General features: G+C 72.7%; 15 protein-coding genes and 1 tRNA gene. 3 read left to right on the top strand and 13 right to left on the bottom strand.

Translation table 11 applies throughout. The annotated features are described in order from the left end of the window. The 4 genes from ACIQVZ_RS13820 to ACIQVZ_RS13835 form a co-directional block, all read right to left on the bottom strand. The coding region (locus ACIQVZ_RS13820) for a hypothetical protein (protein ID WP_402449777.1) at positions 1-1216 on the bottom strand (1216 nt) is incomplete at its 3' end. Beyond that, positions 1216-4659: a hypothetical protein gene (locus ACIQVZ_RS13825; RefSeq protein WP_402449779.1), complete on the bottom strand. Its 3444-nt coding sequence runs from the start codon at positions 4657-4659 to the stop codon at positions 1216-1218. The genes ACIQVZ_RS13825 and ACIQVZ_RS13820, both read right to left, overlap by 1 nt. Before the next feature lie 32 nt (positions 4660-4691). Next, positions 4692-6824, bottom strand: coding sequence for a hypothetical protein (locus ACIQVZ_RS13830; RefSeq protein ID WP_402449781.1), 2133 nt, complete (start codon positions 6822-6824; stop codon positions 4692-4694). Positions 6825-6839: 15 nt separating this feature from the next. Continuing rightward, entirely contained in the window at positions 6840-9662 is a 2823-nt protein-coding gene (locus ACIQVZ_RS13835; protein ID WP_402449783.1) for a DUF6603 domain-containing protein, read from the bottom strand. A gap of 929 nt (positions 9663-10591) precedes the next feature. Here ACIQVZ_RS13835 and ACIQVZ_RS13840 point away from each other — a divergent pair. Then, entirely contained in the window at positions 10592-11953 is a 1362-nt protein-coding gene (locus ACIQVZ_RS13840) for a tyrosine-type recombinase/integrase (protein ID WP_402449784.1), read from the top strand. A gap of 64 nt (positions 11954-12017) precedes the next feature. On the opposite strand, the gene ACIQVZ_RS13845 is transcribed toward ACIQVZ_RS13840, so the two are convergent. From ACIQVZ_RS13845 to ACIQVZ_RS13875, 7 genes are all read right to left on the bottom strand, one after another. Then, positions 12018-12091: transfer RNA gene (locus tag ACIQVZ_RS13845), tRNA-Pro, on the bottom strand. A 155-nt stretch (positions 12092-12246) separates the two neighbouring features. Next, positions 12247-13638 (bottom strand): MFS transporter, encoded by a 1392-nt coding sequence (locus ACIQVZ_RS13850; protein WP_402449786.1) that lies wholly within the window; start codon positions 13636-13638, stop codon positions 12247-12249. 62 nt (positions 13639-13700) lie between these two features. Further along, positions 13701-14492 carry a DUF1684 domain-containing protein gene (locus ACIQVZ_RS13855; RefSeq protein ID WP_350883735.1) on the bottom strand — a complete coding sequence of 264 codons (792 nt, stop codon included), beginning with the start codon at positions 14490-14492 and terminating at the stop codon, positions 13701-13703. 230 nt (positions 14493-14722) lie between these two features. Next, the gene (locus ACIQVZ_RS13860; protein WP_350883732.1) at positions 14723-15589 is read right to left on the bottom strand and encodes an acyl-CoA thioesterase II; all 867 of its coding nucleotides are present in this window, start codon (positions 15587-15589) and stop codon (positions 14723-14725) included. Between the two features lie 210 nt (positions 15590-15799). Next, positions 15800-16498, bottom strand: a complete 699-nt coding sequence (locus ACIQVZ_RS13865) for an alpha-ketoglutarate-dependent dioxygenase AlkB (RefSeq protein WP_402449851.1) — start codon at positions 16496-16498, stop codon at positions 15800-15802. An 88-nt stretch (positions 16499-16586) separates the two neighbouring features. After that, positions 16587-17099 (bottom strand): transglycosylase family protein, encoded by a 513-nt coding sequence (locus ACIQVZ_RS13870; RefSeq protein WP_402449789.1) that lies wholly within the window; start codon positions 17097-17099, stop codon positions 16587-16589. Positions 17100-17410: 311 nt separating this feature from the next. After that, entirely contained in the window at positions 17411-18238 is an 828-nt protein-coding gene (locus ACIQVZ_RS13875; RefSeq protein WP_402449791.1) for a transglycosylase family protein, read from the bottom strand. Between the two features lie 596 nt (positions 18239-18834). Here ACIQVZ_RS13875 and ACIQVZ_RS13880 point away from each other — a divergent pair. Both ACIQVZ_RS13880 and ACIQVZ_RS13885 read left to right on the top strand, forming a co-directional pair. Beyond that, complete coding sequence (locus tag ACIQVZ_RS13880; RefSeq protein WP_079135943.1) at positions 18835-19677, top strand: hypothetical protein; 843 nt, start codon at positions 18835-18837, stop codon at positions 19675-19677. Between the two features lie 263 nt (positions 19678-19940). Then, positions 19941-20690, top strand: a complete 750-nt coding sequence (locus ACIQVZ_RS13885; RefSeq protein ID WP_350883725.1) for a hypothetical protein — start codon at positions 19941-19943, stop codon at positions 20688-20690. 134 nt (positions 20691-20824) lie between these two features. On the opposite strand, the gene der is transcribed toward ACIQVZ_RS13885, so the two are convergent. Together der and cmk are read right to left on the bottom strand one after the other, a co-directional pair. After that, positions 20825-22279 (bottom strand): ribosome biogenesis GTPase Der, encoded by a 1455-nt coding sequence (der, locus tag ACIQVZ_RS13890; protein WP_350883723.1) that lies wholly within the window; start codon positions 22277-22279, stop codon positions 20825-20827. Positions 22280-22481: 202 nt separating this feature from the next. Further along, positions 22482-23195 carry a (d)CMP kinase gene (gene cmk / locus ACIQVZ_RS13895; RefSeq protein WP_350883721.1) on the bottom strand — a complete coding sequence of 238 codons (714 nt, stop codon included), beginning with the start codon at positions 23193-23195 and terminating at the stop codon, positions 22482-22484. Positions 23196-23233: the final 38 nt, after the last annotated feature.

Here is a 23233-nt window from a genome sequence, read left to right on the forward strand (position 1 = left end):
CGATTGTGAGCGGCTCGCCGCCGGGTCCGCGCAGGTCCCTGATCCGCACGACCTTCCCCTCCGCCACGGCGTCGACGTTCCCGCCCACGGTGAGCCTGCCGGCGATGGTGACGTTGTTGTCCTTGAGCACGTTGACAGGGCTGTCGATTGTGAGCGGCTCGCCGCCGGGTCCGCGCAGGTCCCTGATCCGCACGACCTTCCCCTCCGCCACGGCGTCGACGTTCCCGCCCACGGTGAGCCCCCCGTCCACGGTGAGTTTCCCGCCCACGGTGAGCCTGTCGTATTCGAGAGACTCGCCCGGGAGGATCTTGACATGGCTGTTGACGATGAGTTTTTCGGTGATGAATGCGCCCTCCCGCACCTCCCCACCGCGCAACTCCCTGATCTGCGCGAATGTCCCTTCCGTCACGGCGGTGAGGTTGCCGGTGACGGTAAGGTTGCGTACCTCGAGGTCGGGGACGCGGACGGTGACCGTGGCCGACAGGATGCGCTCGGCGGTGCCGGTGCCGTTCTGGACGGTGGCGCGCAGGTAGAACACGGTGGTGCTGCGGACGTTGGGGACGGTGAAGGTGCTCCTGTCCAGGACGTTCACCTCGGCGACGTCGTAGAGCAGCTTGAGCGAGGAGACCCCGCCGGCCTCCCAGTTGAGCTTGACGCTGCCCCCGTTGTCGATGACGAGTTCCTCCGGGATGAAGTTGCGCAGCACGAAGTCGGCGGGGAACTTGCCGACGTCGATGACGGTGGGGTCGGTCTTCCAGCCTTCACTGCCGCTCTGGGCCCACTCGACGTCAATCTGTAGCGGGGAGCTGCCGACCTCGGTGTTGATCCGCATGCCCATGAGCTGGATGGTGATGCCCTGGTCCGGGCCGATCGTGGCGCGGTCGCCGGCGGGGGTGAAGGTGATGGTCTTCGCGGTGGGGTCGGTGCTCGGGGTCCAGCCGTCCAGGCTGATCTTCGGGGTGACGCTGTTCAGGTCGGGCGTGAGGTCGGGGGACTTGTTTCCGGTGGGGACGTGGACGGTGATCTTGCGGCAGTCGACGGAGGCGCCGCGCCGGCTGCCGACGATGACGAGGTCGGCGCGCTCCGGATCGCCGCTGGCGGGTGAGACGCGTAGCGGGTCGGGGTCGGTGCTCAGCTCGAAGGCGAACGCGGTGGGGTCTGCGGGGTCCTGGCCGCTCAGGTTCTCGGTGGCGGTGATCTGCTGGATGGTGGCCATCAGCGGGCTCCTCGTGCGGTGCGGGTGGCGTGGGCGGCGTCCTGGAGGACGAGGAATCCGGTGCGGATCTGCGGGTGTTCGCCGATCGGGAGGGATGCCGGGTCGGGGACGGTGATGGGCAGTTGGGCCCAGTCGGCGCCGACGTGCTCGGCCCAGGACCAGGTGCCGGTGGCGGTGGTGAGCTGCGGGAGGGTGGCCGCGCCGTCCTCGGTGGTGGCGATCAGCAGCGGGCCGGTGCGGAAGTTGACGGCCATGGCGGCGAGCGCGGCCTCGGTGTACTGCGGGGGGACCATGACCGAGGCGACGGGCAGGATGTCGGTGGTGGCGTGCACGGGGGCGCGCGGGTCCAGTAGCAGGGTGACGGCTGCGGAGCTGTCGCCTTCGAAGGCGAGTTTGAGGCGTTGGCCGCGTTCGATGGGCCGCAGGTAGCCGCCGTGGTCGCCGCGCGGGGTGAGGACGGTTTCCAGGTGGTCGTAGTCCTCGTCGAGGACGTAGCCGATCAGGCCGTCGTCGATCTGCTGGGCCTCGCCCAGCCGCACGGTCCACCGGTAGCCGGGCATCTGGGGCTCGGGTGGGTCGATGACGTTGCGCCAGCTGACGTCGGTGCGGGCCGGGCCGTGCAGTTGCAGGTCGAGGCGGGCCCGGACGAGGGCGAGGGGCCGGCCGAGCAGGAAGGCCAGGCTCTGGTCCTCGGGGCCCTCGGGGTCGATGGCCGTCAGGGTGTCGTCGAGTTGGGTGCGGACCGCGTCCAGCACGGCGGGGCCGCGCTGCGCGATGGCGGCGAGCAGCTGGTGGGCGTGCGGGGAGAGCTCCGCGAGCTGGTCGAGCTCCTGGACGGGCGAGTGGGGCAGGGCGGTCCAGGTCACGATCGGCTCGCCGGTCGGGTCGAGGACGGTGCGCAGGTCTCCCAGTGCCTGTCCGTCAGGGGCGTAGCAGGCCAGCGAGCGGTCCAGGCGGTTGTGCAGCAGCCAGGCGCAGACCGGGTTGGCGCCGGGGGTGAGGTCGACGTCCTCGTCGCCCGTCGAGGAGAGGAAGTCGAATTCCAGGCGGGCGGGTTGCAGCAGGCGCGGGCCGAGTTCGGCGTAGCGGTCGGTCTGGATCTCGCCGACGGCGTGGTCCGGTGTCATGGAGGCGGGTTTGAGTAGCCGGTCGAAGTGGAGCGGGTTGTCGATCAGGTTGACGGCGCGGCCGAACCGGTCGACCACCGAGAGTTTGGTGAACATCAGGTGCCCGCAGCGCAGTTCCTGGAACGCGACGAGGTCGATGTCGTCCCAGTCGTCCCAGTCGTTGACGGGCTGGCCGCCGGGGTCGGGAACTGGTCCGGTGCCGTGGGCGATCAGGTCGCCGAGGTGGCCGGTGGGGACGGCGGAGCTGGCGGCCACGCGCTGGCTGACGGCGGTGCTCAGGCCGTCCAGGCGCTGTGAGAGCTGGTCCAGCTCGCGGGTCTCCTGGCGCAGTCGGCGGATCAGCTCCTGGGGCAGGTCGGCGCGTCCTGCCGCGTAGTGGTCGATCTGCCCTTCCTGGTCGTAGCCGCTGGTGGGGGTGAGGATCTGCCGTCCCCGCACCGTCCTAGGGACGGGCAGGGCGCCTTCGCCGTCCCAGCGGTAGTGGTTGCCGTCGAAGGTCCAGAGGTCGGTGCCGGTCTCCTGGAAGGGGATGGCGGTGTACTCGGCCTCCCAGAGCAGGTAGAGCGGCTGCCAGGGCTGGCGCCAGGGTTCGGTGCCGTGCTCGGGCAGTTTGCCGTCGGCGTCGTCCAGGCTCGCTTCGGTATTGCGGGCCTGGACGATGATGAGGAACTCCGTGAGGAGTGCGGGCAGCAGGTCGGGCAGGCCGGCCGTGTTGACCTTGGCCGCGTCGGCGGCGACGGTCGAGGCGGTGATCGGGCCGATGCGGGTGACCAGGCGCTCCTCGACCCGGCAGGGCAGGGCGGAGCCTCGGGTCATGGGCGCGTTGAGCTTGGCGCCCTGCAGCATCAGCACCGGGTCCGCGCTCTGCTCGAACGGCTCGGCCGGCACGCGCTGCAGCATCTGGCCGGCGCGCAGGCCGTGCTCGGCGGCGTAGCTGCGGGCCTGCTCGGCGAGGTCCTCCTCTCGGGTGGACCACGGGAGTCGGGCCCGGGCCGCGCTCACCTGGGCGGCCAGCGCCCTGGTGCGGCCGGCGGCGCCGTCGGCGTTCTCGGGGTCGAGCTCGCGTGGGATGCGGGTGGCGAAGACGTCGGGCTGCTTGCTCTCCCGGTTCAGCGCCCACAGTACGTAGAGGTGCTGCTGGGCGCCGTGCAACTCGCGTTCCAGGGAGTCGAGTTCTCGCTGGGCCTGGTTGAGTTCGGTGGTGACGTGCTGGGCGAGCAGTTCGGTGCGGGCGCGTTCGGCGGTGCTGAGGGCGCTGCGGGCGGCCTCGGTGTCGCGGTCCACCACGCGCCAGCTGTGGCCTCCGGGCACGGGGCCGAACCCGGAGGCGTGGGCGGCGCGTTCGGGGAACAGGTCGCCGTCCGCGCGCTCGAAGTCCTCCAGCACCCCCAGGGTGAAGGCGGCGTAGCGGCGGGCGTCCTGCGCGCTCAGCGCGCCGGTCCCGGCGGGCTGCTCCTGCAGCAGGGCCGCGGCCTCGCCGGTGCTGTTGCCGATGGCGACCGCGATGGAGGAGGCGAGCGGGGAGTCCGACTCGGGGGTGCCGCCGTCGGGGCGCCATTCCACGCCGACCGCGCTGCCGGTGTACAGCGAGCGGCGCGGGCTGCCCAGGCCGGGGGCCAGGCTCCATTCCAGGTCGCGCAGCAGCTCCTCGACGTCGTCGTCCGAGTTCAGGACGTCGGTGGCCGGGTCGGCGTACCAGCCGGCCACCCAGTAGCTGAGCCGGTCGTCGCCGGTGATGTCCTCCAGCGTGTCGTGCAGGGAGAAGACGTTGGTGTTGTAGGGCTGGTAGACGGAGAAGGTGAGCAGGCCCGGGCCGACGGCGGTGAGGAACGGGGCCGAGGTGTCGGCCGGTTCGTGCCAGGGGGCTTCGGCGGTGAGTTCGACGCGGCGGCCGATCTTGGTCGCGGTCGCGGTCGCGGCGGCGGGATCCAGGTAGGAGACGGTGCCGGCGCTGCGGTCGAGGTAGTCGGACTGCACGATCCAGGAGCGCATGCCGGCGTCGGAACGGCGTGCCACCAGCCAGCGGTTGGGGACCAGCGGGAAGTCCCCGATCTCGCCGCTCTCCTCGTCCTGCCGGCCCCGGCACAGCCCCTCGGGCAGCTGCCACTGGAGGTAGACGCCGAGCCGGGAGGGGTCACCGGTCCACATCTGGGTGCCGGCGAACGGCGCCGGTTCGGGCGCCGCGTTGTCGTCGGTGAACGGGACGAAGTTGGCGGTCCAGCGCTGCATGACGTAGCTGCCGTCGGTGTCGCGGGTCTGAGCGTTGACGGCGAACGCCGCGACCTCGACCGGCACCACCAGGGTGTCGTTGGGCATGGGGGTCCTCTTCGGGAACGGGGTCGCTGGGGTCAGGGCCGGGTGAAGGTCTGCAGCTGGGGCGCCTTGGTCATCTGCAGCGCGAACTGGGCCGGCGACAGGCTCGGCAGCCCGTGGGCGGCTGCCAGTTCGGGAGCCAGCGCGCCGGCGATGTCCAGCACGTCGTTGCCGCCCGGGCGCAGAAACCGCGCGAAGCCGGGCGGCGTCGGGAAGTCGCCCCGGGGGTGGCCGATGTCTCCGCTCAGGCTGCGCATCTCGATGGTGCCGTTGTCGCTGATGCCGAAGTGCAGGCCCTGCGGCGGCTCGGCGAGGGCGAAGGTGTCGATGACCCGGGGGTAGAACAGCAGCAGCACGTCGCTGCCGTAGCGCAGTCGGTGCACCGGCTCGACCGCGTCGTCGCCGGCGAAGGCGGTGATGATGGTGCGCGGCCAGTTGGGGACCAGCTCGGAGCGGATCAGCACCGCACACGCGGGCGGCGCGGGCACGGTGGCGGCCAGCGTGTTCAGGTCGGCGTCCAGGGCGTGCCCGACCCCCACGCTCAACGCGCCGTCGACGGCCGCGCGGACCCATCCCTCGTCGACGTAGGCGAACCGGATGCTCTCCGGCGGCAGCATCCGCGGGTCGGGCACCAGGTGGTCGAAGGGGACCATGCCCAGCCGGGACAGCTCCTTCAACCACTCCCGGACCGGCTCGCGTTCGGTCCCGGTGGCCTGCGCCAGCACCTCGCGGACCCGCTCGTCGGCGAGGTGGGCGCGCAGGGCGCCGACCGCCAGCGGCATCTGGGCCGTGGTGCGGACGACGGGTCGCCGCTCGGCGGCGGCCAGCTCGGCGCCGCTGCGGGCCAGCGCGGTGGGCAGCACGCTCCGGACCAGCCGGTCGAAGGCCGCCCGCTGCGGGTTGGCGTGCAGTTGGTCGGCCGCTTGGCGCACGCTGCGCGCCGCGGTGACCAGTTCCGGCCTGGTGGCCAGGCGGCGCAAGGCCTGGCGGGTCTTCTTGCGGAACTCCAGCAGCTTGCCGCGGAACGGCGCGTCCGCCAGCGCCAGGGTGCGCCCGAGGCTGAACGCGGAGGCGTAGCCGGTGTCGAAGACGCCGTGCTCCTGCAGGTAGACCAGCGCCTCGCCGGGTGACTCCAGGCGCGGGTCGGCCGGTGCGGGCAGTGCCTGGGCGGGGGTGGCGGTGAGCGGGCCGCGGTAGAAGGCGAGGGTGCGCTCGCCGGACTCCAGGCGCTGCGGCAGCGCGGTGGCGCCGCTCGCCAGCCGCTGCGCCGCGTCGCCGGTCGCGCTGTTGTGGTCCAGTGGCAGGCGCAGCAGGGTGTCGGTGGCGGCGGCCAGGTTCTCCACCACGTCGCCGAAGCCGATTCCGGAGTCCGGCAGCGTCTCGAACGACCAGGTCTGCAGCGAGACCATGCGCAGGCCCTCGGCGGGCGGGGTGGTGCCGGTGACGTAGGGCTCGAAGCCCTCCAGCGAGACCAGGTGGACGACCTGCTGGCCGCCCGCCGCCGGCGGGAAGCGGTTGGCGACGACGACGGCGTTGAGGTCCTCCGTCAGCGGCTCGGGGTCGGTGCCGGCTGTCATGCGGCGATGGTCGGCGTCCGGGGGGCCGCCCTCGCGGATGTGCGCCAGCAGGGCGAGTTCGGCGGGTTCGGGGCGGATCGCGGTGAAGAGGTCGGCCGGCACCAGAATGCTGCGGCATGCCTCCTCGGCCTCGCCGGGCAGCAGGCCGGCCGGGTCGATGTCCGGCGCGCGACCGGCACCGGCCGCGCCCTTCCGCAAATGGTCGACGGTGCTGACGGTGACCTTGCCGACCGCGTGGGGGTCGTCCGGGAGTTCTCCCTCACCGAAGAGCAGCAGCGCCACCCAGGGCACGCCCTCGGCGGTGCCGTTCAGGCGGCGGGCCCAGGGCAGCGCGGGCGAGTCCAGGGTGATGTGCGGCAGGATCTGGCTGTAGGTGCCGCTCGCGCCCGGCACGGGGTAGGCGGCCTGGACCTCGGAGGCGGCGACCGAGAAGCGAGGCTGGCGCACGGCGAAGCGCTGTACGCGCTCGGACAGGCTGCTGCCGGTGTCCACGCCCTCAATGCTCTCGCTGACGGTGGCGACGTAGCGGCCGGCGTAGAGGGAGGGGATGCGGTGGTCGAGGAAGCGGGTGCGGTGGCCGACGACGGCCATAAGGGATCCCCTCTGTCAGCCGGTGGTGACCAGCATGGGCTCGGCGGTGAACGCGGTCCGGGCGGCGTGGGCATAGCCGGACAGGTCGCTGTCCAGCGGGCCCAGGTCCAGGCCGAACGTGGTGAGCTGGTCGGCCAGCCGGGTGCGGGCGGCAGTCTGGGCGGGGGCGGCGATGGTGGCGGCGATGGTGGCGATGACACCGCCGGGGCGCTGCGGTGCGGCACCGACGGGCCCGGCGGCCGGGTCCAGTGGCTGGTTGCCCTCAGGGTGCATCGGGTCGAAGGCCAGCGCCTTCTCGTCCAGGTAGCCGGTGGAGGTGCCGTGCCGTGCGGCGGGCGAGGCCAGGCTGACCCCGGTGAGCTGGTCCTGCAGTAGCTGCCGCTCGCCGTCGGGCAGGGTGCCCGGGGCGGAAGTGCCCCACAGTTCCTCGGGCACGGCGGCCAGGCAGCGGCTGCGTGACCAGGTCGCCGGGTCGATCACGGAGCCGTCACGGGTGAGGGTGATGTGCTGGGTGCTGGTCAGGCCCCGCTCACCCATCGGCCGGATGCTGAGAGCCGGGCCGGTCTCGGCAGCGGTGTCGGAGGTGCCCAGGAAGACCTGCGTGAGCGGCACGACGCTGTCGGTGGAAAAGGCGAAGCCGTTGGCCGAAACTTCCCAGTCGGCCTCGGCCTCGGCCGCCCGCTGCGTCTCCGTGTGCCGGTCCAGCAGCAGCCCGATCCCGGGGGTGACCCGCACGGTGGTGGGCGGCGGCGGGAGCATCTCCTTGAACCCGTCCCAGTCCAGCACCTTCCCCGCGCTCTCGCGGCCCTTGCCGAAGTTGATGGTGAAGGAGATGAACCAGAGCTTGATCCTGGCCTGACCGCCGGTGGGCGGTCCCCAGATGCCCAGTGCGACGCCGACTTCGACAGTGATGGTCACCTTCACGAAGACGATCTTCACGGTGGCGGACACGCCGATGCGCACCTGCAGGCCCACGTCGACGTAGAACGGCTTCCACTGGAGCAGCGCGTCGACCTTCGCGGTGCACCAGGCCCGGATCACACCGGAGTGGAAACGCACGTCCAGGGACCCGCCGGCCATCGCGGCGGCCGGGGTGATCGCCAGGTAGGCGCTGCCGGAGATGGTGACCGAGCCGGTCAGGTCCCAGTCGAAGCCCAGCCGCGGCACAACGGGATAATGCGCCGGGGGCACGAAGTTGGGGTGGTAGCCGCCCACGGTGTAGACGAAGTCGCCCGCGTGCGCGCTGGGCCCGAACCAGCTGCGGAACGCCACCCCGCCGCGCAGACGGCAGTTGGGGTCCAGCAGGAAGGAGGCGGGGGTGAGTTCCGCATCGAACTGGAGCTCGCCCTGGCGGGGCTTGAGGACGGCCCGCAGCGTCGCCTCGATCTGCGCGTACGTGTGCGAGCCGCTCTTGGGCAGTGCGGCGGCCGCGGTGCCCAGCAGCGCGACGGTCAGCTCGGAACCGGTCTGCACGACCGCCATCGCCCGGCCTTCGACCAGCTCGGCGATGGTGAACTTCAGGCCGGCCGCCACCCACAACTCGTCCCGGGCCGGGGTGATCCAGGCATCGGCGCCGGCGGTGAGGGTGCGCAGGATCTCCACCGGATCCTCGCGCTCGGCGCCGATCCCCCCGGGGTCGTCCAGCGCCCTCAGCAACGGGAAGTCCTCGATCTCGGAGACCTCGGGCAGCCGGACCCGGCTGTTCCAGCCCAGGCCGGCGGCGACCCCGTTCAGCCGGATCGCCGGGATACCGAAACCGGGATCGGCACCGAGAGCGGCGAAGCCGAAGAACGACGGCTTGGCCCCGGAGGAGTCCGGCACCACGTAGGCGCCCGTGCCGGTGCCGTACGCGCCCCTGCTCGGCTTGCCACCGTCCGCGGCGTCACCGCCGAAGGAGAACATCAGCACACCGCCGACGATCGACCGGTACGGCGCCTCGGCGGGCAACGCTCCCAGCCCACCAGTCACCCGCAGCGGCGCACAGTCGTAGTCGACGCTGACGACGGCCTCGTCGTCGCTGATCTCCAGTTCCCAGCGGCCGTTGCCGCGCTCGCCGTCACCGCTGCCGGCCAGGACGGCGAAGCCCGTCTCGGTGGCGACCGCCCGTACCCGACGCTCGAAGCCGCGCCGCCCGCCGGCCGGGCGGCCAGGCAGCGCCCGACCCAGGCCGTCCATCCGCGAACCCCCACCCCGCTCGACCGGCCGAGTCCCGCGGGCCGGGCGCAGTGGGACCGGCCGAGCTCCGGTACCCGGCAGCAGCCACGTACCGGTCGGCAGGCCGGGCAGGAACGGGCCGGGCAGCGTGACAGCCGAATCACCCGTCAGCACAGCCAGTCGGTCGCGCGTCAGCGGGCGGTCCGTGCGGATCACCTGCCATCCGTCCGCTTCGGCCAGGACCGCCCGCTCGGCGCCCGCCAGGAGGCGGACCCGCGCAACCGCACCGTCGGCGGCCGCCGCGGCGCCCGGGGCGCGCGTGACCTGCTCGGCCACCGGCCCCGGCAGCCTCGGCACTTCGAGGCCCAACCCGCGGGCCAGCAGGTGCGCCGGCACGGGCTGCCCATCGGTCCGCATGTCGAGCACCAGGGTGGTTGCCACCGAGTCCTCGTGAGCGGCGGTCAGCCGCACGGCGACCGGCTGCCCCGCCACCGCCACCGCGGCCGTCCCCGCCGCCCAGGGTGCCCGCGGGTCCCCTTCGTCCCGCGTCAGGCGCACCACCCCGTCGGGGAAGATCGTCCGCACCGCGCCGTCGCCGAACCCGAGGACTTCGAGCGGCAGTTCCACCTCCTGCCCCGCGGCCGCCACCAGCAACTCGCGCAGCGCATCGATGTGGATCGCCACCAGTACCCCTTTCGCTGCCACCCGCACCCACCGGCGCGGACTCGCGGCCTCGCCCTGCACTCGCCAGGTATCGACCGCGGCGGCCCGAGAGGCGCGAGGCGGTTCCCGGTGATCCACGGCTGATCGACCAAACGAAACCGAACGCGCTTGGTCATCACCTGAATTCACAGAGTAGCCGAAATGAGCGCACACCAACGCCCGCGAGGCGGACCTACCCGACGCGCGCCCCCGCAGGCCGACAGCACCCCTCACAGGAAAATGGCCAACCGAGGTGACATCACCAGTGACCTGCGGCCGGACTCCTGCCACTGCGACAGCACCGGCAGCGGAGTTACTCGCGCAGCGTGCTCGGCACCCGCCGGAAGGTCGAGTGCGCCCCCAGATCCGGATCCACAGGGCGCGGGCGACCTCACAGATTAGGCCGCATTTCCGGATCATCTCGTTGGGCAATCAAGTGGCCGCCAATCTGACTACGGAGAGTGGTCGCGGGGCAGGAGGTAGGACTGTGTCCTACAGGCCGCCCGACTTGACCGAGAAGCTCGTGAGACGGGCGATCACGGTGTCAGGGTCGTCCAGGGTGGTGAAGTCGACCGGCTCCACCACCCGATCCCGGGCGTGCCACCGGCACCGCTGCTGCTGCCTTCCTAGGCCACGGTTGTGACGCAGTGCCATGCCGCTGCGTCGCGCGAGCAGCAACTGGCCGTCCGCTACAGCGAACTCGACGACAAGGACCACTTCGGCGGTGGCGAGGACCGGGACAGAAGCAACCGGCGATCACCCATCCGCGAGTCTCCCTTGTCGCTGGTCAAGGGAGACCCGCAGGTCAAAGCAACACTCTCCGCGCCGGTGGTCGCACGGCGGTCGCCACTCCGACGCAGACTGGACGGAAAAGGAAAGCGACTCGCGCACGATCCTCCGAGGCGATCACCATGCGCTGCTCACCCAATCCCTCCGGCGGCCGGGACCGGGGCCGCATCTACCGGCGCTGCGGCTGCCGTGACGACCATCGCCACCAGCTCGGCACCACCTGTCCCCGCCTCACCGCCGACCCCCACCACGGCACCTGGGCCTTCGCCGTCGACACCCCGCCCGTCAACGGCCACCGCCGCACCATCCGCCGTGCCGGCTTCCCCGACGAGATCGACGCCCGCATGGCACTGCGGCGCTTCAACGAGGGCTCGGCGCTGTGCGTCATCACCGACCCGCGGCAGCGCACCGCCGACTACCTGCGGGACTGGCTCGCCGAACGAGAACTCCACCTCAAGCCCACCACCATGGCCCGCTACCGCGCCTACGTCGAACAGGACCTCATCCCCGCCCTCGGGCAGATCCCCCTGATCGACCTCACCCGCCAGCACCTTCGCGCCTTCGTCACCCACCAGCTACAACGAGGCCGCGGCAAGGTCACCGTCCACCGGATCATGGCCACCCTCTCCAGCGCCCTCAGCTCAGCCGTCACCGACGGACGCCTCGCCCGCAACCCCGCCAAACCCCCGCTCCTCCCCCGCCCCGCCTCCGCCCCACGGCACCTGTGGACCGAAGAGCAGACCGCCCGCTTCCTGCGCTTCACCCACGTCACCGACCCGCTCTACGCCGACCTCGCCGAACTCATGATCGGCACCGGCATCCGCAAAGGCGAAGCCCTCGCCCTGCACTGGGACGACGTCCACCTGCCCGAACGGGTCTTCTTCATCCGCAACACCCTCTCCGTCATCGACAACAACCAGCTCCTGCTCACCGCCCCGAAGACCAAGGGCAGCAAGGCCTGGGTCGCCCTGTCCGACCGCGCCGTCGACACCCTCGAAGACCGGGCCGGTTCACGGGCCTTCGGCCAGATCACCCCCGCCGGCGGCTACGTCTTCCACCACAACGGCCGCCCCCTGCACCCCAAGAGCGTCCTCGACCGCTTCCACCTGCTCTGCGACAAGGCCGGCGTCCCCCGCATCGCCCTGCACGACCTACGCCACCTCACCGCGAGCTTCGCCACCGCGGCCGGAGTCCCGCTCACCGTCGTCTCCAAGACCCTGCGCCACCGCACCCTGTCCACCAGCGCGAACATCTACACGGACCTGACCCACCTCGCCGCCCGCGCAGCCGTCGACGCCGTCGCCTGGATCCTCGACAACGCCGACCGCGCCGCACTCGGCCAACCCACCTGCCGCGCCCGGCGCCCCTGGCACCAGAACCCGCGCCCGCACCGGCAACTGCCCGCACACCAGCAGACACGAACAAATGAACCATCAGCTTCATGGCCGATGTGGCCCGGCGACCACCATGCGACCACCAGCTGACCAGGCAACAGAAAGAGCCGGCACTCGGTTTCCCAAGTACCGGCTCTCACAACCGACTTCACAGTCGGGACGACAGGATTTGAACCTGCGACCCCTTGACCCCCAGTCAAGTGCGCTACCAAGCTGCGCCACGTCCCGTGGTCTCGGTGCCCGGCGGCAGGGCCTGGGGGGCTCTGCTGTGGGCTTCTCGACCTTGTCTCCGGTTGTCCCGGCGACGTGGAAAACAATACAGCACGTGGAGGGGTGCTCGCTGCCGGGTTGGGGGTGGGTGGGTCGGGACAGGTCGGGGTGGGTCAGGGGGTGGGGTGGCGGGCGTCGTAGGTGAGGAAGGCGGGGCGGCGGGCGGCGAGGAGGAGGACGGCGGCGACGCAGGCGAGGCCGCCGGTGATCACGGAGGTGGCGGGGTTGGTGAGGGCGGCGACGGCGCCGGACTCGAAGTCGCCGAGGCGAGGGCCGCCGGCGACGACGACGATGAAGATGCCCTGGAGGCGGCCGCGCATCTCGTCGGGGGCGGCGACCTGCATCATCGTGTTGCGGAAGATCATGCTGACGGTATCTGCGCAGCCGGCGACCGCGAGCAGGAGGAGGCCGAGCCAGAGGTTGTGGAGGGCGCCGAAGGCGGCTATGGCGAGGCCCCAGGCGGCGACGGCGACGAGGACGGCGGCGCCTTGACGGTGGATGCGGCCGACCCAGCCGGAGAAGAGGGCGCCGGTGAGGGCGCCGACGGCGGGGGCGGCGACCAGGAGGCCGACGGTGCGGGCGTCGCCGCCGTAGAAGGTGACCGCGATGGCGGGGAAGAGGGCGCGCGGCATGCCGAAGATCATCGCGGCCAGGTCGGCGAGGAAGCTGGTGCGCAGGTTGGGCTGCTCGCGCAGGAAGCGGAGGCCGTCGAGGACGGAGGCGCGGCCCTTGCGGTCGCCGAGCGGGCGCATGGCGGGCAGGCGCCACATCGCGTAGAGGGTGCCGGCGAAGGCGACGGTGTCGACCAGGTAGGCGGCCTGGGTGCCGTAGGCGCCGATGAGGATGCCGCCGAGCATGGGTCCGACGGTGAGGCCGAGGTTCATGCTGACGGTGTTCAGCGCGTTCGCCGCGGGGAGCTGGTGGCCGGGGACCAGCCTGGGGATCATCGCGGAGCGGGCGGGCGAGCTGAGGGCGAAGAAGCCGGCCTGGGCGGCGACGGCGGCGTAGAGGACGGCGACCTGGCCGAGGCCGGCCAGGGCCTGTACGGCGAGGACGGCGGAGACGACGGCGAGCCCGGCCGAACCGATCAGGCCGAGCTTGCGCCGGTCGACGGTGTCGGCGATCGCACCGCCGTACAGGCCGAAGGCGACGAGCGGGAAGAAGGAGAAGAGGCCGACCAGGCCGGTCGCGAAGGCGGAGCCGGTCTCGTCGTAGACCTGGACGGAGACGGCGACGGCCGTCATCTGCTGGCCTATGGAGGAGACCGCTTGCCCGAACCAGACCCGGCGGTAGTCGGGGTGGTCGCGCAGCGGGCTGAGGTCGGCGAAGGCCCGCCGGTACCAGGGGAGGGTCTCGGTTCCGGCCGGCGGGGAGGAGGCGTCGGAGGGGGGCTCCTCCGCCGAAGAGGCGGCGGAGGCCTCGGCGGCATCGGATTCTGGGGCAGGGGCAGGCGTCGGGGCGGGGTCGGACGCCGGGGCGGGATTGGCAGGATGATTGGTCGACACAACCCTCCATGGTCCGCCCCGGCCTCCCCGCTCCCCGCACCGGGGCCGGGCAGCCGCCCGTCCTACCTGGTCAGGACCTGCTTCTCCCCCGCCTCCACCGCGAAGTCAAGCCGGTTGCCCGGCGGCGGGAAGGGGCAGATGAAGTGGTCGGCGAAGGCGCACGGCGGCAGGTAGGCCCGGTTGAGGTCGAGGACGGTGCGGCCGTCCGCGTCCGGGGCGGGGAGGGTGATGAAGCGGAACCGGTAGGTGTCGATGCCGCTGGTCGCGTCCGCGATGACGCCCGTGAGGCGGTCGCCGGAGCGGCTGACGGTCAGCGTGCGGTGCTCGCCGGCGACGGTGAAGGCGATCTGCCCGGTGACGGCGAGCGGGCGCTCCTTGCCGTCCGCGTTGGGGACGAGCACGGACTGGGCACCGTCCTCCTCGAACGGGGTGAAGACGGCGGGGACGGCCCACTCCGGCGAGTACGGGTAGGCGGAGATTCCCGCGAAGGCCGTCCGGCGCGGCGCGGCCGGGTCGAAGACCCGCAGGGCGAGCTCGCCCTCGCGCTCGATCGGGACGAGCACGACGTCGCCGAGGGTGGCGGTGTCGGCGGCCGGATCGGTGTCGGGGCGGAGCAGCGCCTCGCCGTCGACCGGCCCGTCGGCGCCGCCGACGGTGATGCCGTCCGCGGCCGCCGCCCGGACCCGGACGCCCTCGGCGTCGGCCCACCAGCGCCCGGGCAGGCCGACGATCTCGGCGGGTTCGGGCTCCAACCAGTGCGTGCCGGTGAGTGCGAGCTGGCCGTGTGGCGCGCTCACCGACGCCGCCCGGCCGTCGCTCCAGTGCTTCCAGTCCTCCGCGGCCGTCGCCGTCATCGGTACACCCTCCCACTGCGGTCCTCGGACGGCCCGCTGTTCGGGCCGTCCAACTCGGTCACCCACCACAACGCCGCGCACCCGGACGGATCATTCCCGCCTGCCGGAACCGCCACAGGGCAGCCACAGGGCGGCAACACGGCGTCACGACGGCAGCACCACCGACGCCGACATCCCGACACCCCGACACCCGGCCGCCGACGCGCCCACGCGCCCACGCGCCCGCCCCGTCAGCGGCCGGCGCCCAGCGGCCGGAACAACCCCTCCTGCACCACCGACACCACCAGCCGCCCGCTCCGGTCGAAGATCTGCCCGCGCGCGAGGCCGCGCGCGCCGTGGGCGATCGGGGACTCCTGCTGGTACAGCAGCCAGTCGTCCGTGCGGAACGGGCGGTGGAACCACATCGCGTGGTCCAGCGAGGCCATGTCGAAGTGCCGGGTGCCCCAGAGCGGCTCGACGGGGGCGCGGACGGCGTCGAGCAGCGTCATGTCGCTGGCGTAGGTGAGGGCGCAGACGTGGATCAGCGGGTCGTCCGGCAGCGGGCCGTCCGTCCGCAGCCAGACGCCGCTGCGCGCCTCGACCCCGGCCAGCTCCTCCTTCGTCCAGCGCAGCCGGTCGACGTACCGGATGTCGAAGGGCTGACGGCGGCTGATGAACGGGGGGAGTTCGCCGAGCCGGGAGCCGACCTCCTCCAGCGCGCTGGGCAGGTCCTCGGGCGCGGGGACGTCCGGTATGGGGTGCTGGTGCTCGATGCCGCCCTCTTCGGGGCGGTGGAAGTCGGCGGTGAGGGCGAAGATCGACCGGCCGCCCTGGATGGCGAGCACCCGGCGCGTGGTGAAGGAGCGGCCGTCGCGGATCCGGTCGACCTGGTAGACGATCGGCACGCCGGGCACCCCGGGGCGCAGGAAGTAGGCGTGCAGTGAGTGGACCGGGCGGTCGCCGTCCACCGTGCGCCCGGCCGCGACCAGCGCCTGCCCGGCGACCTGGCCGCCGAACGTCCGCTGCAGCGCCTCCTCGGGGCTGCGCCCGCGGAAGATGTTCAGTTCGATCTGCTCCAGGTCGAGCAGGTCGACAAGGTCGTCGACGGGGGTACCCATGCGTGCGCTTCCTCTCCAGGCCCACGGCCCCGGCGGAGGTCTTCCGCCCGGCTCCGGCGCCCGTCCTGATCGAATTCTCCAACCCACTCGAATTCTCCGGCGACCGGGGTCATTCCCGCGTACCGGGCCGAAGGAGCCGATTCACTCGAACGAGTAAGCGAGCAGTCAGGGAGAAGAGCGGTCACCAGGCGGACGAACGCACGCCCGGGCTCAAGCCTCCCCCGCCGCCAGCCCCGACTGCCGCACGGTGATGTTGAGTCGGCCGACCAGGCCAAGCGCCGGATCCGCCGTGCCGGGCAGCGTGCGCACCACGCCGTGGTACGCGAACCGGGTCGGGCCGCCGAACACCAGGAGGTCCCCGCTGCGCAGTTCCAGGTCGGTCCACGGGCGGGTCCGGGTCTCGGTGTTCCCGAGTCGGAACACGCAGGCGTCGCCGAGCGAGAGTGAGACCACGGGCGCGTCGGTCCGCTCGTCGCGGTCCTGGTGGAGGCCCATCTTCGCGCCGTGCGGGTAGTGGTTGACGATCGCGGTGTCGGGTTCGTACGACGCGGCGCCGGCGATCTGCCGGGCGTCCGGCCCGTAGGCGTCGGCGACGGCGCGGCGGGCGAGGCGGTCGAGTTCGGGCGGGAACGGCTTGACGGGCGTGCCGTCCTCCGCGTCCCTCCGATAACCGTACGGATACCAGTGCCATCCGAGGCTGACCATCTGTACGGACATCATCCCGCCGGTGGGCATCCGCACGGCGTGCAGACCTGCCGGTGGGCGGGCCCACTCCCGGCAGGCGGCGACCAGGCGCAACTGGGCCTCGGCGTCCAGCCAGCCGGGGAGGAGAACGGCGCCGGGGGCGGGCTCGGCGCGCCCGCGCGCGGCAGCGGACCCCGACCGGCCGCCCGGGACGGCACCGGGCAGGTCACCGAACAGTTCACCCTGGATCACCCCACCATCCTCCCGCACCGCCACGGCCGAAGCCCGGCCGGCCTCAGAAACCCTGGCGGCCTCAGAAACCCAGCCGGTCTCGGGAGCCCGGACCACCACCGGGGGCCGGACCGCCACCGGGGGCCGAGCTGCCACCGGAGGTCGGACCGCCACCGGAGGTCGGACCGCCACCGGAGGTCGGACCGCCACCGGGAGTCGGCGATCCACCGATCAATCCCAGCTCCCGCGCGCAGTCCGGCCACGCCTCCCAGCCCTGCCGTCGGAGGATCTCCTCGCCGACGGTCGTCTGCCCCCGGCGGCTCGCGTGGTCCGGGCGGTCGGCGAAGCGCAAGCCGCCCGCGGCCTCCCAGGTGGGCGGCCAGATCTGCAGGCCGCCGTAGTAGCCGTTGCCGGTGTCGGCCTGCCAGTCGCCGCCGCTCTCGCACTCGGCGAGGCCGTCCCACACGACGTCCGCGACCCGGACCGCCGCACCGGCCCGCTCCCAGGGGATCGCCGAAGGCCCCGCCAGCAGCACCACGACGACGCCCAGCCGAAGCACGACCCGGCACATACGCTCGTCAAACGGAAGCGGCACAGCAGCCGACCCTAGGCTGCTCGCCGCACGCCCCTCCCCAACGACACTCCGAACACGCCGAACGCGCCAGAAACAGCAGAAACGCCACAAGCACCGAAACGCCAACGGCCGCTCCCCCGCGAAGCGGAGAAGCGGCCGTGGTGTCAGCACAGCGCCGGGGCCGGGAGGCCCGCTGAGCCGAGCTCAGGCCGGGGACGTCGGACAGCCGACATCAGGCGGCAGACCCCGGAGAGCCGGTGTCAAACGCTCAGCCGATCGAGCACTCAGCTGCCCAGAGGACCAGAGACTCAGAGGCTCAGAGGCTCAACTGATCAGACGCTCAGGGTCTGGCCCGGGAGGATCAGGTCGGGGTTGCCACCGATGACCTTGGCGTTGTTCTTGTACAGGTCGTGCCAGTCCAGGCCCTGCGCGGCGGCGATCGAGCTCAGGGTGTCACCGGACTTGACGGTGTAGCTGTCGCCCTTGGCCGGCTTGGCGTCGTTCGAGCCGGTCCAGCCCTTGGCGCCCTTGGCGGCGTCGTTCTTCGGCGCGGCCTTCGGCGCGACGTCAGCCTTCGGCGCGACGTCAGCCTTCGGCGCAGCGGCGGCCTTCGGGGCGGCGGCCTTCGGCGCGACATCGGCCTTCGGCGCAGCGGCGGCCTTCGGGGCCTGGGTCTGCGCCGGCTTGGCGGCCGGGGCGGCCGGCTTCGCGGCGGTCGAACCGGCGGTGGAACCGGCCGAGGTGTCGACGGCCGCCGGGGCGCCGCCCTTGGTCAGGCCCGCCTTGACGGAGCACACGGGCCAGGCGCCCGGGCCCTGCGAGGCGAGCACCTTCTCGGCGACGGCGATCTGCTGCGCCTTGGTGGCCTGGTTGGCCTGCGAGGCGTAGGCGGTGCCGCCGAAGGCGGCCCAGGTGCTGGAGGTGAACTGCAGTCCGCCGTAGAAACCGTTGCCGGTGTTGATGGCCCAGTTGCCGCCGCTCTCGCACTGGGCGACGGAGTCCCAGGTGGAGACGGAGGCGGCGGAGGCCGAGGTGGCCGTGACGAGGCCGGCCACCGGCAGGGCCGCGACAGCGGCGCCCGCCACGACAGCCATCCGGACGCGGTTGCGCTTGGTGGCCGTGGAGGTGGTGGCAGCGGCGGTCTCGTGACGGAAGGTCATGGGGTTCCTCTCGAAAGCCCCGGGCGGGCATGCGGAACCAGGCCCTGGAGAGGGCCGCGTTCACTTGCCGCGTCCGTCGGGCGACCGTGCACGTGTCGGACGTGCCGCTTGCCGCCCCGGCCACCCAGCCGCTCGCCGGCGACCTCTTCGAGCGATCGCGTCGGCGGGCACCTGCCGCATCCGGCGGGAAGCCGGAGGGGCGGTGCGTCGGGGGTGAACCCGGGTGGCGCTCGTTGCGCCGCCAATGAAGCTACGAGCCGGTCGGCGGGGAAACCAAAACTCCACCGGTCTGCCCAGCTCAGCCAAGGGTTACCAGCGGTAATAACCGCACAATCATGCCCGAAATGCCCGATTTAGCCATCGATTCGTAGATCAAACATCACGACGGCGTGACTCACCTCACGGTTCCATTCCGGCAGGCCTGCCACCGACATCGACACATTGCGACCACGAGAACACGCGGCGCGGTCGGATCGGAGGCAATTCCCGTCAGCCTCGTCGACCACCCGTGACGCCTGACACAAGGGCCCGTTGGTCATGGCGACCTCCCCGTATCCGCCCCCGACCGCCAACCGCACCCACCAAGAGGAGAACCCGTGCCGCGCATGCTCGACGTCAGCGACGAGGTCCGGTCCGAGATCGGCGACGACGAGGCGGACCGCCTCCTCGGCGGCGACCGCGCACCGGACAGCTACGAATGCACCTCCTGCCGCACCTCCGGCGACACCCACGCGGAGCCCACCAGCACCGTCCTGTTCGTCGGCGAGGAGACCGCCGTACTCGCCTTCGCCCACGCCCGCTGCATCCCGTCCCAGGTGGTGCCGGTGGCCGAGGAGCAACTGGTCGGCGCCGTCCGCAGCATCAGCCAGGCCCAGACCGGCGCCCCGGCCGCGCCCGCGCACCCGCTGGTGCCCATTCCCGCGCCGACCCCGGCGACCGCCCCCACCGCCCAGCCCAGCGCGCCGGGCCAGGCCGCCATCCTCGGCATCACCTGCGGGCTGGTGCTGCACGGCAAGGTCGGGCACGCCTCGCTGGTCGTCGAACCGACCGGCCCGGTCGGGCGGCCCGGCAGCACCTCCGGCGAGGACGAGTTCCTCGACCTGCTCCAGGACGCCGGCTTCCAGGCCATCACCGACCTCGACGAGACCCCGGACCAACTCGGCGGCTGGTCGGTCCTGGTGGCGATGGGCAAGCTGCACGCGATCCTGCAGCCCGCTGCCGCCGGCGGCAGCACCGGCTGGTGGCAGGCGCACCAGCCGCTCCAGGTCACCGACGCCTGGCGGATGGCCGCGAGCCAGCTCTCCGAGGTCACCATGTACGCCGTCCCGGCCGGGATGGTGGGCCGTCAGCCGCGCGAGGACCTGCTCCGCCAGGCGCTGGAGCGGGCGGTGGCACTGGGCCAGGTGGTCGCCGCCTCCCTTCCCCTCGCCGGTACCTGAGCCCCTCGGCACCCGGGACCGCCGACACCCGCCCTGTCGGCACCCAGCCCCAGCAGCGCGCGCCCGACCCAGCCGCGCCCCCGCCCGCCCCCTCAGCACCCAGCCCCAGCCCCAGCCCCAGCCGCGTCCCACCCCGTCGGCACCCGGGCTCCACGCCCGGGCTCCGCACCCGCCGGAAGGCGGCCTCCCCCTCGGCACAAGCCGCCTTCCGGCCGGGCCCCGGCACCCCGCATCCCCGTGCCGCCTCACTCGTTGGCCCCTGTGTGTACAGCTACGACGTCTCCGCGTCCCCCGGCCGGTCCACCACCGCGCCCCGCTCGATCCCCGGCATGCGCCCGTCGTACGACGCGGAGCACCCGCACTCGACGACGCCGATCTACGACGAGCTGTACTCCGAGTACCGACGGCTGTTCCGCGCGCTCCCGGGCGACCGCTCGGGCGAGGAGGACCTGAAGTTCACCGGCTTCGCGGTCCGCGACGGCTACCCGGTGCTCGCCGAGCCGCGCCCGTACCCGCCCCAGCACCAGGCCTTCCACAGCTACGGGGGGCAGGCGCCCGGCCTGCCGCAGTACATGCCGAGCCAGCAGCACGGCCACTCCGCAGGGCACGCCGCCAACCACGGCGCCACCGGGCACTCCGGCCACGGCGCGATGGGCCACACCCACCACGACGCGATGGGCCACACCGGCCACAGCGCCCCTCAGCCGCACACCCACCCGCACCCCCACCCCCACTCCGAGCCCGCCGCCCCGACCAGCGACGGCTTCGGCCAGGCCGCCCCAGCAGCCACCGCCCCTCAGCACACCCCGCCCCCGCCGTCCCAGTTCACCAACGGCCAGGGCTGGGTGGCCGCCGGCTACCTCGGCCCGCTCCCGCACGCGATGCCCGCGCCGCCCCCGGCCCCCGCCCCGGCCATGGGCACCGCCACCGGCGTCGCCACCGCCGCGCCCACCGGCGGCCGCCACCGCCAGATGCTCTCCCTCCCCCCGGGCCGCAACGGCGACCACCACTGACCCACCCGCGCACCACCCGCACGACGCCCGCACGACCCCGCACACACGACGAGGGCCCCGCCACCACCGTGACGGGGCCCTCGCCCACACCTGCTGCCGACACCCACCGACTACTGCCGGTGGATCACGACGTCCTACTTCCGCTTGCGCTTCTCCCGGACCCGCACCGAGATCGAGATCGGCGTCCCGACGAAGCCGAACTCCTCACGCAGCCGGCGCTCGATGAAGCGCCGGTAGCCGGCCTCCAGGAAGCCCGAGGCGAACAGCACGAACCGCGGCGGACGGATGCCCGCCTGGGTGCCGAACAGGACACGCGGCTGCTTGCCACCGCGGATCGGGTGCGGGTGCGCGGCCACCAGCTCGCCGAGGAAGGCGTTCAGCCGCGCGGTCGGGATGCGGGTCTCCCAGCCCTCCAGCGCGGTCTCGATCGCCGGGACGAGCTTCTCCATGTGCCGGCCGGTCTTGGCCGAGACGTTGACCCGGGGGGCCCACTGCACCTGGACGAGGTCGCGCTCGATCTCGCGCTCCAGGTAGAAGCGGCGCTCCTCGTCCATCTGGTCCCACTTGTTGTAGGCGATGACGACGGCGCGCCCGGCCTCGACGGCCATCGAGATGATCCGGGTGTCCTGCTCGGCGAGGGTCTCGCTGGCGTCGACCAGGACGACTGCGACCTCGGCCTTCTCCAGCGCGGCGGAGGTGCGCAGCGAGGCGTAGAAGTCGGCGCCGGCGGTCAGGTGGACGCGGCGCCGGATGCCGGCGGTGTCGACGAACTTCCAGGTCTTGCCGGCGAGTTCGATCATCTCGTCGACCGGGTCACGGGTGGTGCCGGCCAGCTCGTTGACGACCACCCGCTCCTCGCCGGCAACCTTGTTCAGCAGGCTGGACTTGCCGACGTTCGGGCGGCCGATCAGCGCGATGCGGCGCGGGCCGCCGGGGGCGGCGTCGCCGAAGGTCTGCGGCGGGGCCTCGGGCAGCGCGTCCATGACGGCGTCGAGCAGGTCGCCCGAGCCTCGGCCGTGCAGCGCGGAGACGGGGTACGGCTCGCCCAGGCCGAGCGACCACAGGTAGGCGGCCTCGGCCTCGGTGGACGGGCCGTCGACCTTGTTGGCGCACAGCACGGTCGGCTTGCCGGCCCGGCGGATGAGCTTGATCAGGGCTTCGTCGGTGTCGGTGGCGCCGACGGTGGCGTCGACCACGAACAGGACCGCGTCGGCCTGCTCGATGCCGAGCTCGGCCTGCGCGGCCACCATCGCGTCGATGCCGAGGACGTCGATCTCCCAGCCGCCGGTGTCGACGACCTTGAAGCGGCGGCCGTTCCAGCTGGCCTCGTAGGTGACCCGGTCGCGGGTGACGCCCGGCTTGTCCTCGACGACGGCCTCACGGCGGCCGATGATGCGGTTCACCAGGGTCGACTTGCCGACGTTCGGGCGGCCGACGACGGCCAGCACCGGCAGCGGTACGTGCTCGGCGCCGTCGAAGCCGTCCACGCCGTCGACGTCGAAGCCTTCCTCGGCGGCGATGGCCATGAACTCGGCGTAGTCGGCGGCGTCCAGTCCACCGTGGTCGGTGTCGGAGTGCTCTGCGGTCATGTTCGTCTGTTCCGTTTCCCGGCGCGGCCCTTCCCAGGGGCGCGCCGTGCGTACCTGCCCCGCTCGGGGCAGCGCGATGGTTTCCTCCGCGGCACCTCGGCGGCACCGCAGCTCATTCGGCCGTTCCGGCCGTTCGGACCGGTCCGTCCTTCAGACCAGTCCGTCCTTCAGACCAGTCCGTCCTTCAGGCCGGTCCGTCCTTTCAGACCGACGACATCCCGGCCCGCTCCTCCACCAGCGCGGCGATCCGGTCGATCACCTGCTCCAGGGTGAGCTCGCTGGTGTCCACCAGGACGGCGTCCGCGGCCTGGGCCAGCGGGGCCGTCTTCCGGGAGGAGTCGGCGGCGTCCCGGCGGGCGAGGTCGGCGGCCATCGCGGTGATGGTCGCCTCGTCGACGCCCTTGGCGCGCAGCTCGGCCGCCCGGCGCTCGGCCCGGGCCCGCTCGGAGGCGGTCAGGAACACCTTGACGGTGGCGTTCGGGAACACCACCGTCCCCATGTCCCGGCCCTCGGCGACGATGCCGCGCTCGGCGACCTCGGCGCAGCCGCGCTGCAGCTCCACCAGCCGCGAGCGCACCGCAGGCACCGCGGAGACGGCACTGACCTGCGCCGTCACCTCGGGGCCGCGGATCGGTCCGGAGACGTCCTGGCCGTCCACCGTGATGGTGGGACCGTCCGCGTCCGTGCCCGACACGATCACCGGCTTGCCGCACGCGACGGCCACCGCCTCCGGGTCGGCCACATCGACGTCGTTGGCCAGCATCCACCAGGTCATCGCCCGGTACATGGCGCCGGTGTCCAGGAAGCTCAGGCCCAGCCGGGCCGCCACCGCCCGCGAGACGGTCGACTTGCCCGAACCGGAGGGTCCGTCGATCGCGACGACGACCGGGGCGTGCGCTCGGTCGGCAGTGTCCACGGGGCCGAACCTCTCTCTGGGCGTGAAAGCCGGGGCCT

It is taken from the genome of Kitasatospora sp. NPDC098663 (genome assembly GCF_044760075.1).
Lineage (GTDB): Bacteria > Actinomycetota > Actinomycetes > Streptomycetales > Streptomycetaceae > Kitasatospora.

What these genes read in the sequence shown, in the direction of transcription:
- ACIQVZ_RS13825 (WP_402449779.1), bottom strand. Translation starts at nt 4,659, where the DNA reads ATGCCCAACGACACCCTGGTGGTGCCGGTCGAGGTCGCGGCGTTCGCC.
- ACIQVZ_RS13830 (WP_402449781.1), bottom strand. Translation starts at nt 6,824, where the DNA reads ATGGCCGTCGTCGGCCACCGCACCCGCTTCCTCGACCACCGCATCCCC.
- ACIQVZ_RS13840 (WP_402449784.1), top strand. Translation starts at nt 10,592, where the DNA reads ATGCGCTGCTCACCCAATCCCTCCGGCGGCCGGGACCGGGGCCGCATC.
- ACIQVZ_RS13855 (WP_350883735.1), bottom strand. Translation starts at nt 14,492, where the DNA reads ATGACGGCGACGGCCGCGGAGGACTGGAAGCACTGGAGCGACGGCCGG.
- ACIQVZ_RS13860 (WP_350883732.1), bottom strand. Translation starts at nt 15,589, where the DNA reads ATGGGTACCCCCGTCGACGACCTTGTCGACCTGCTCGACCTGGAGCAG.
- ACIQVZ_RS13875 (WP_402449791.1), bottom strand. Translation starts at nt 18,238, where the DNA reads ATGACCTTCCGTCACGAGACCGCCGCTGCCACCACCTCCACGGCCACC.
- der (WP_350883723.1), bottom strand. Translation starts at nt 22,279, where the DNA reads ATGACCGCAGAGCACTCCGACACCGACCACGGTGGACTGGACGCCGCC.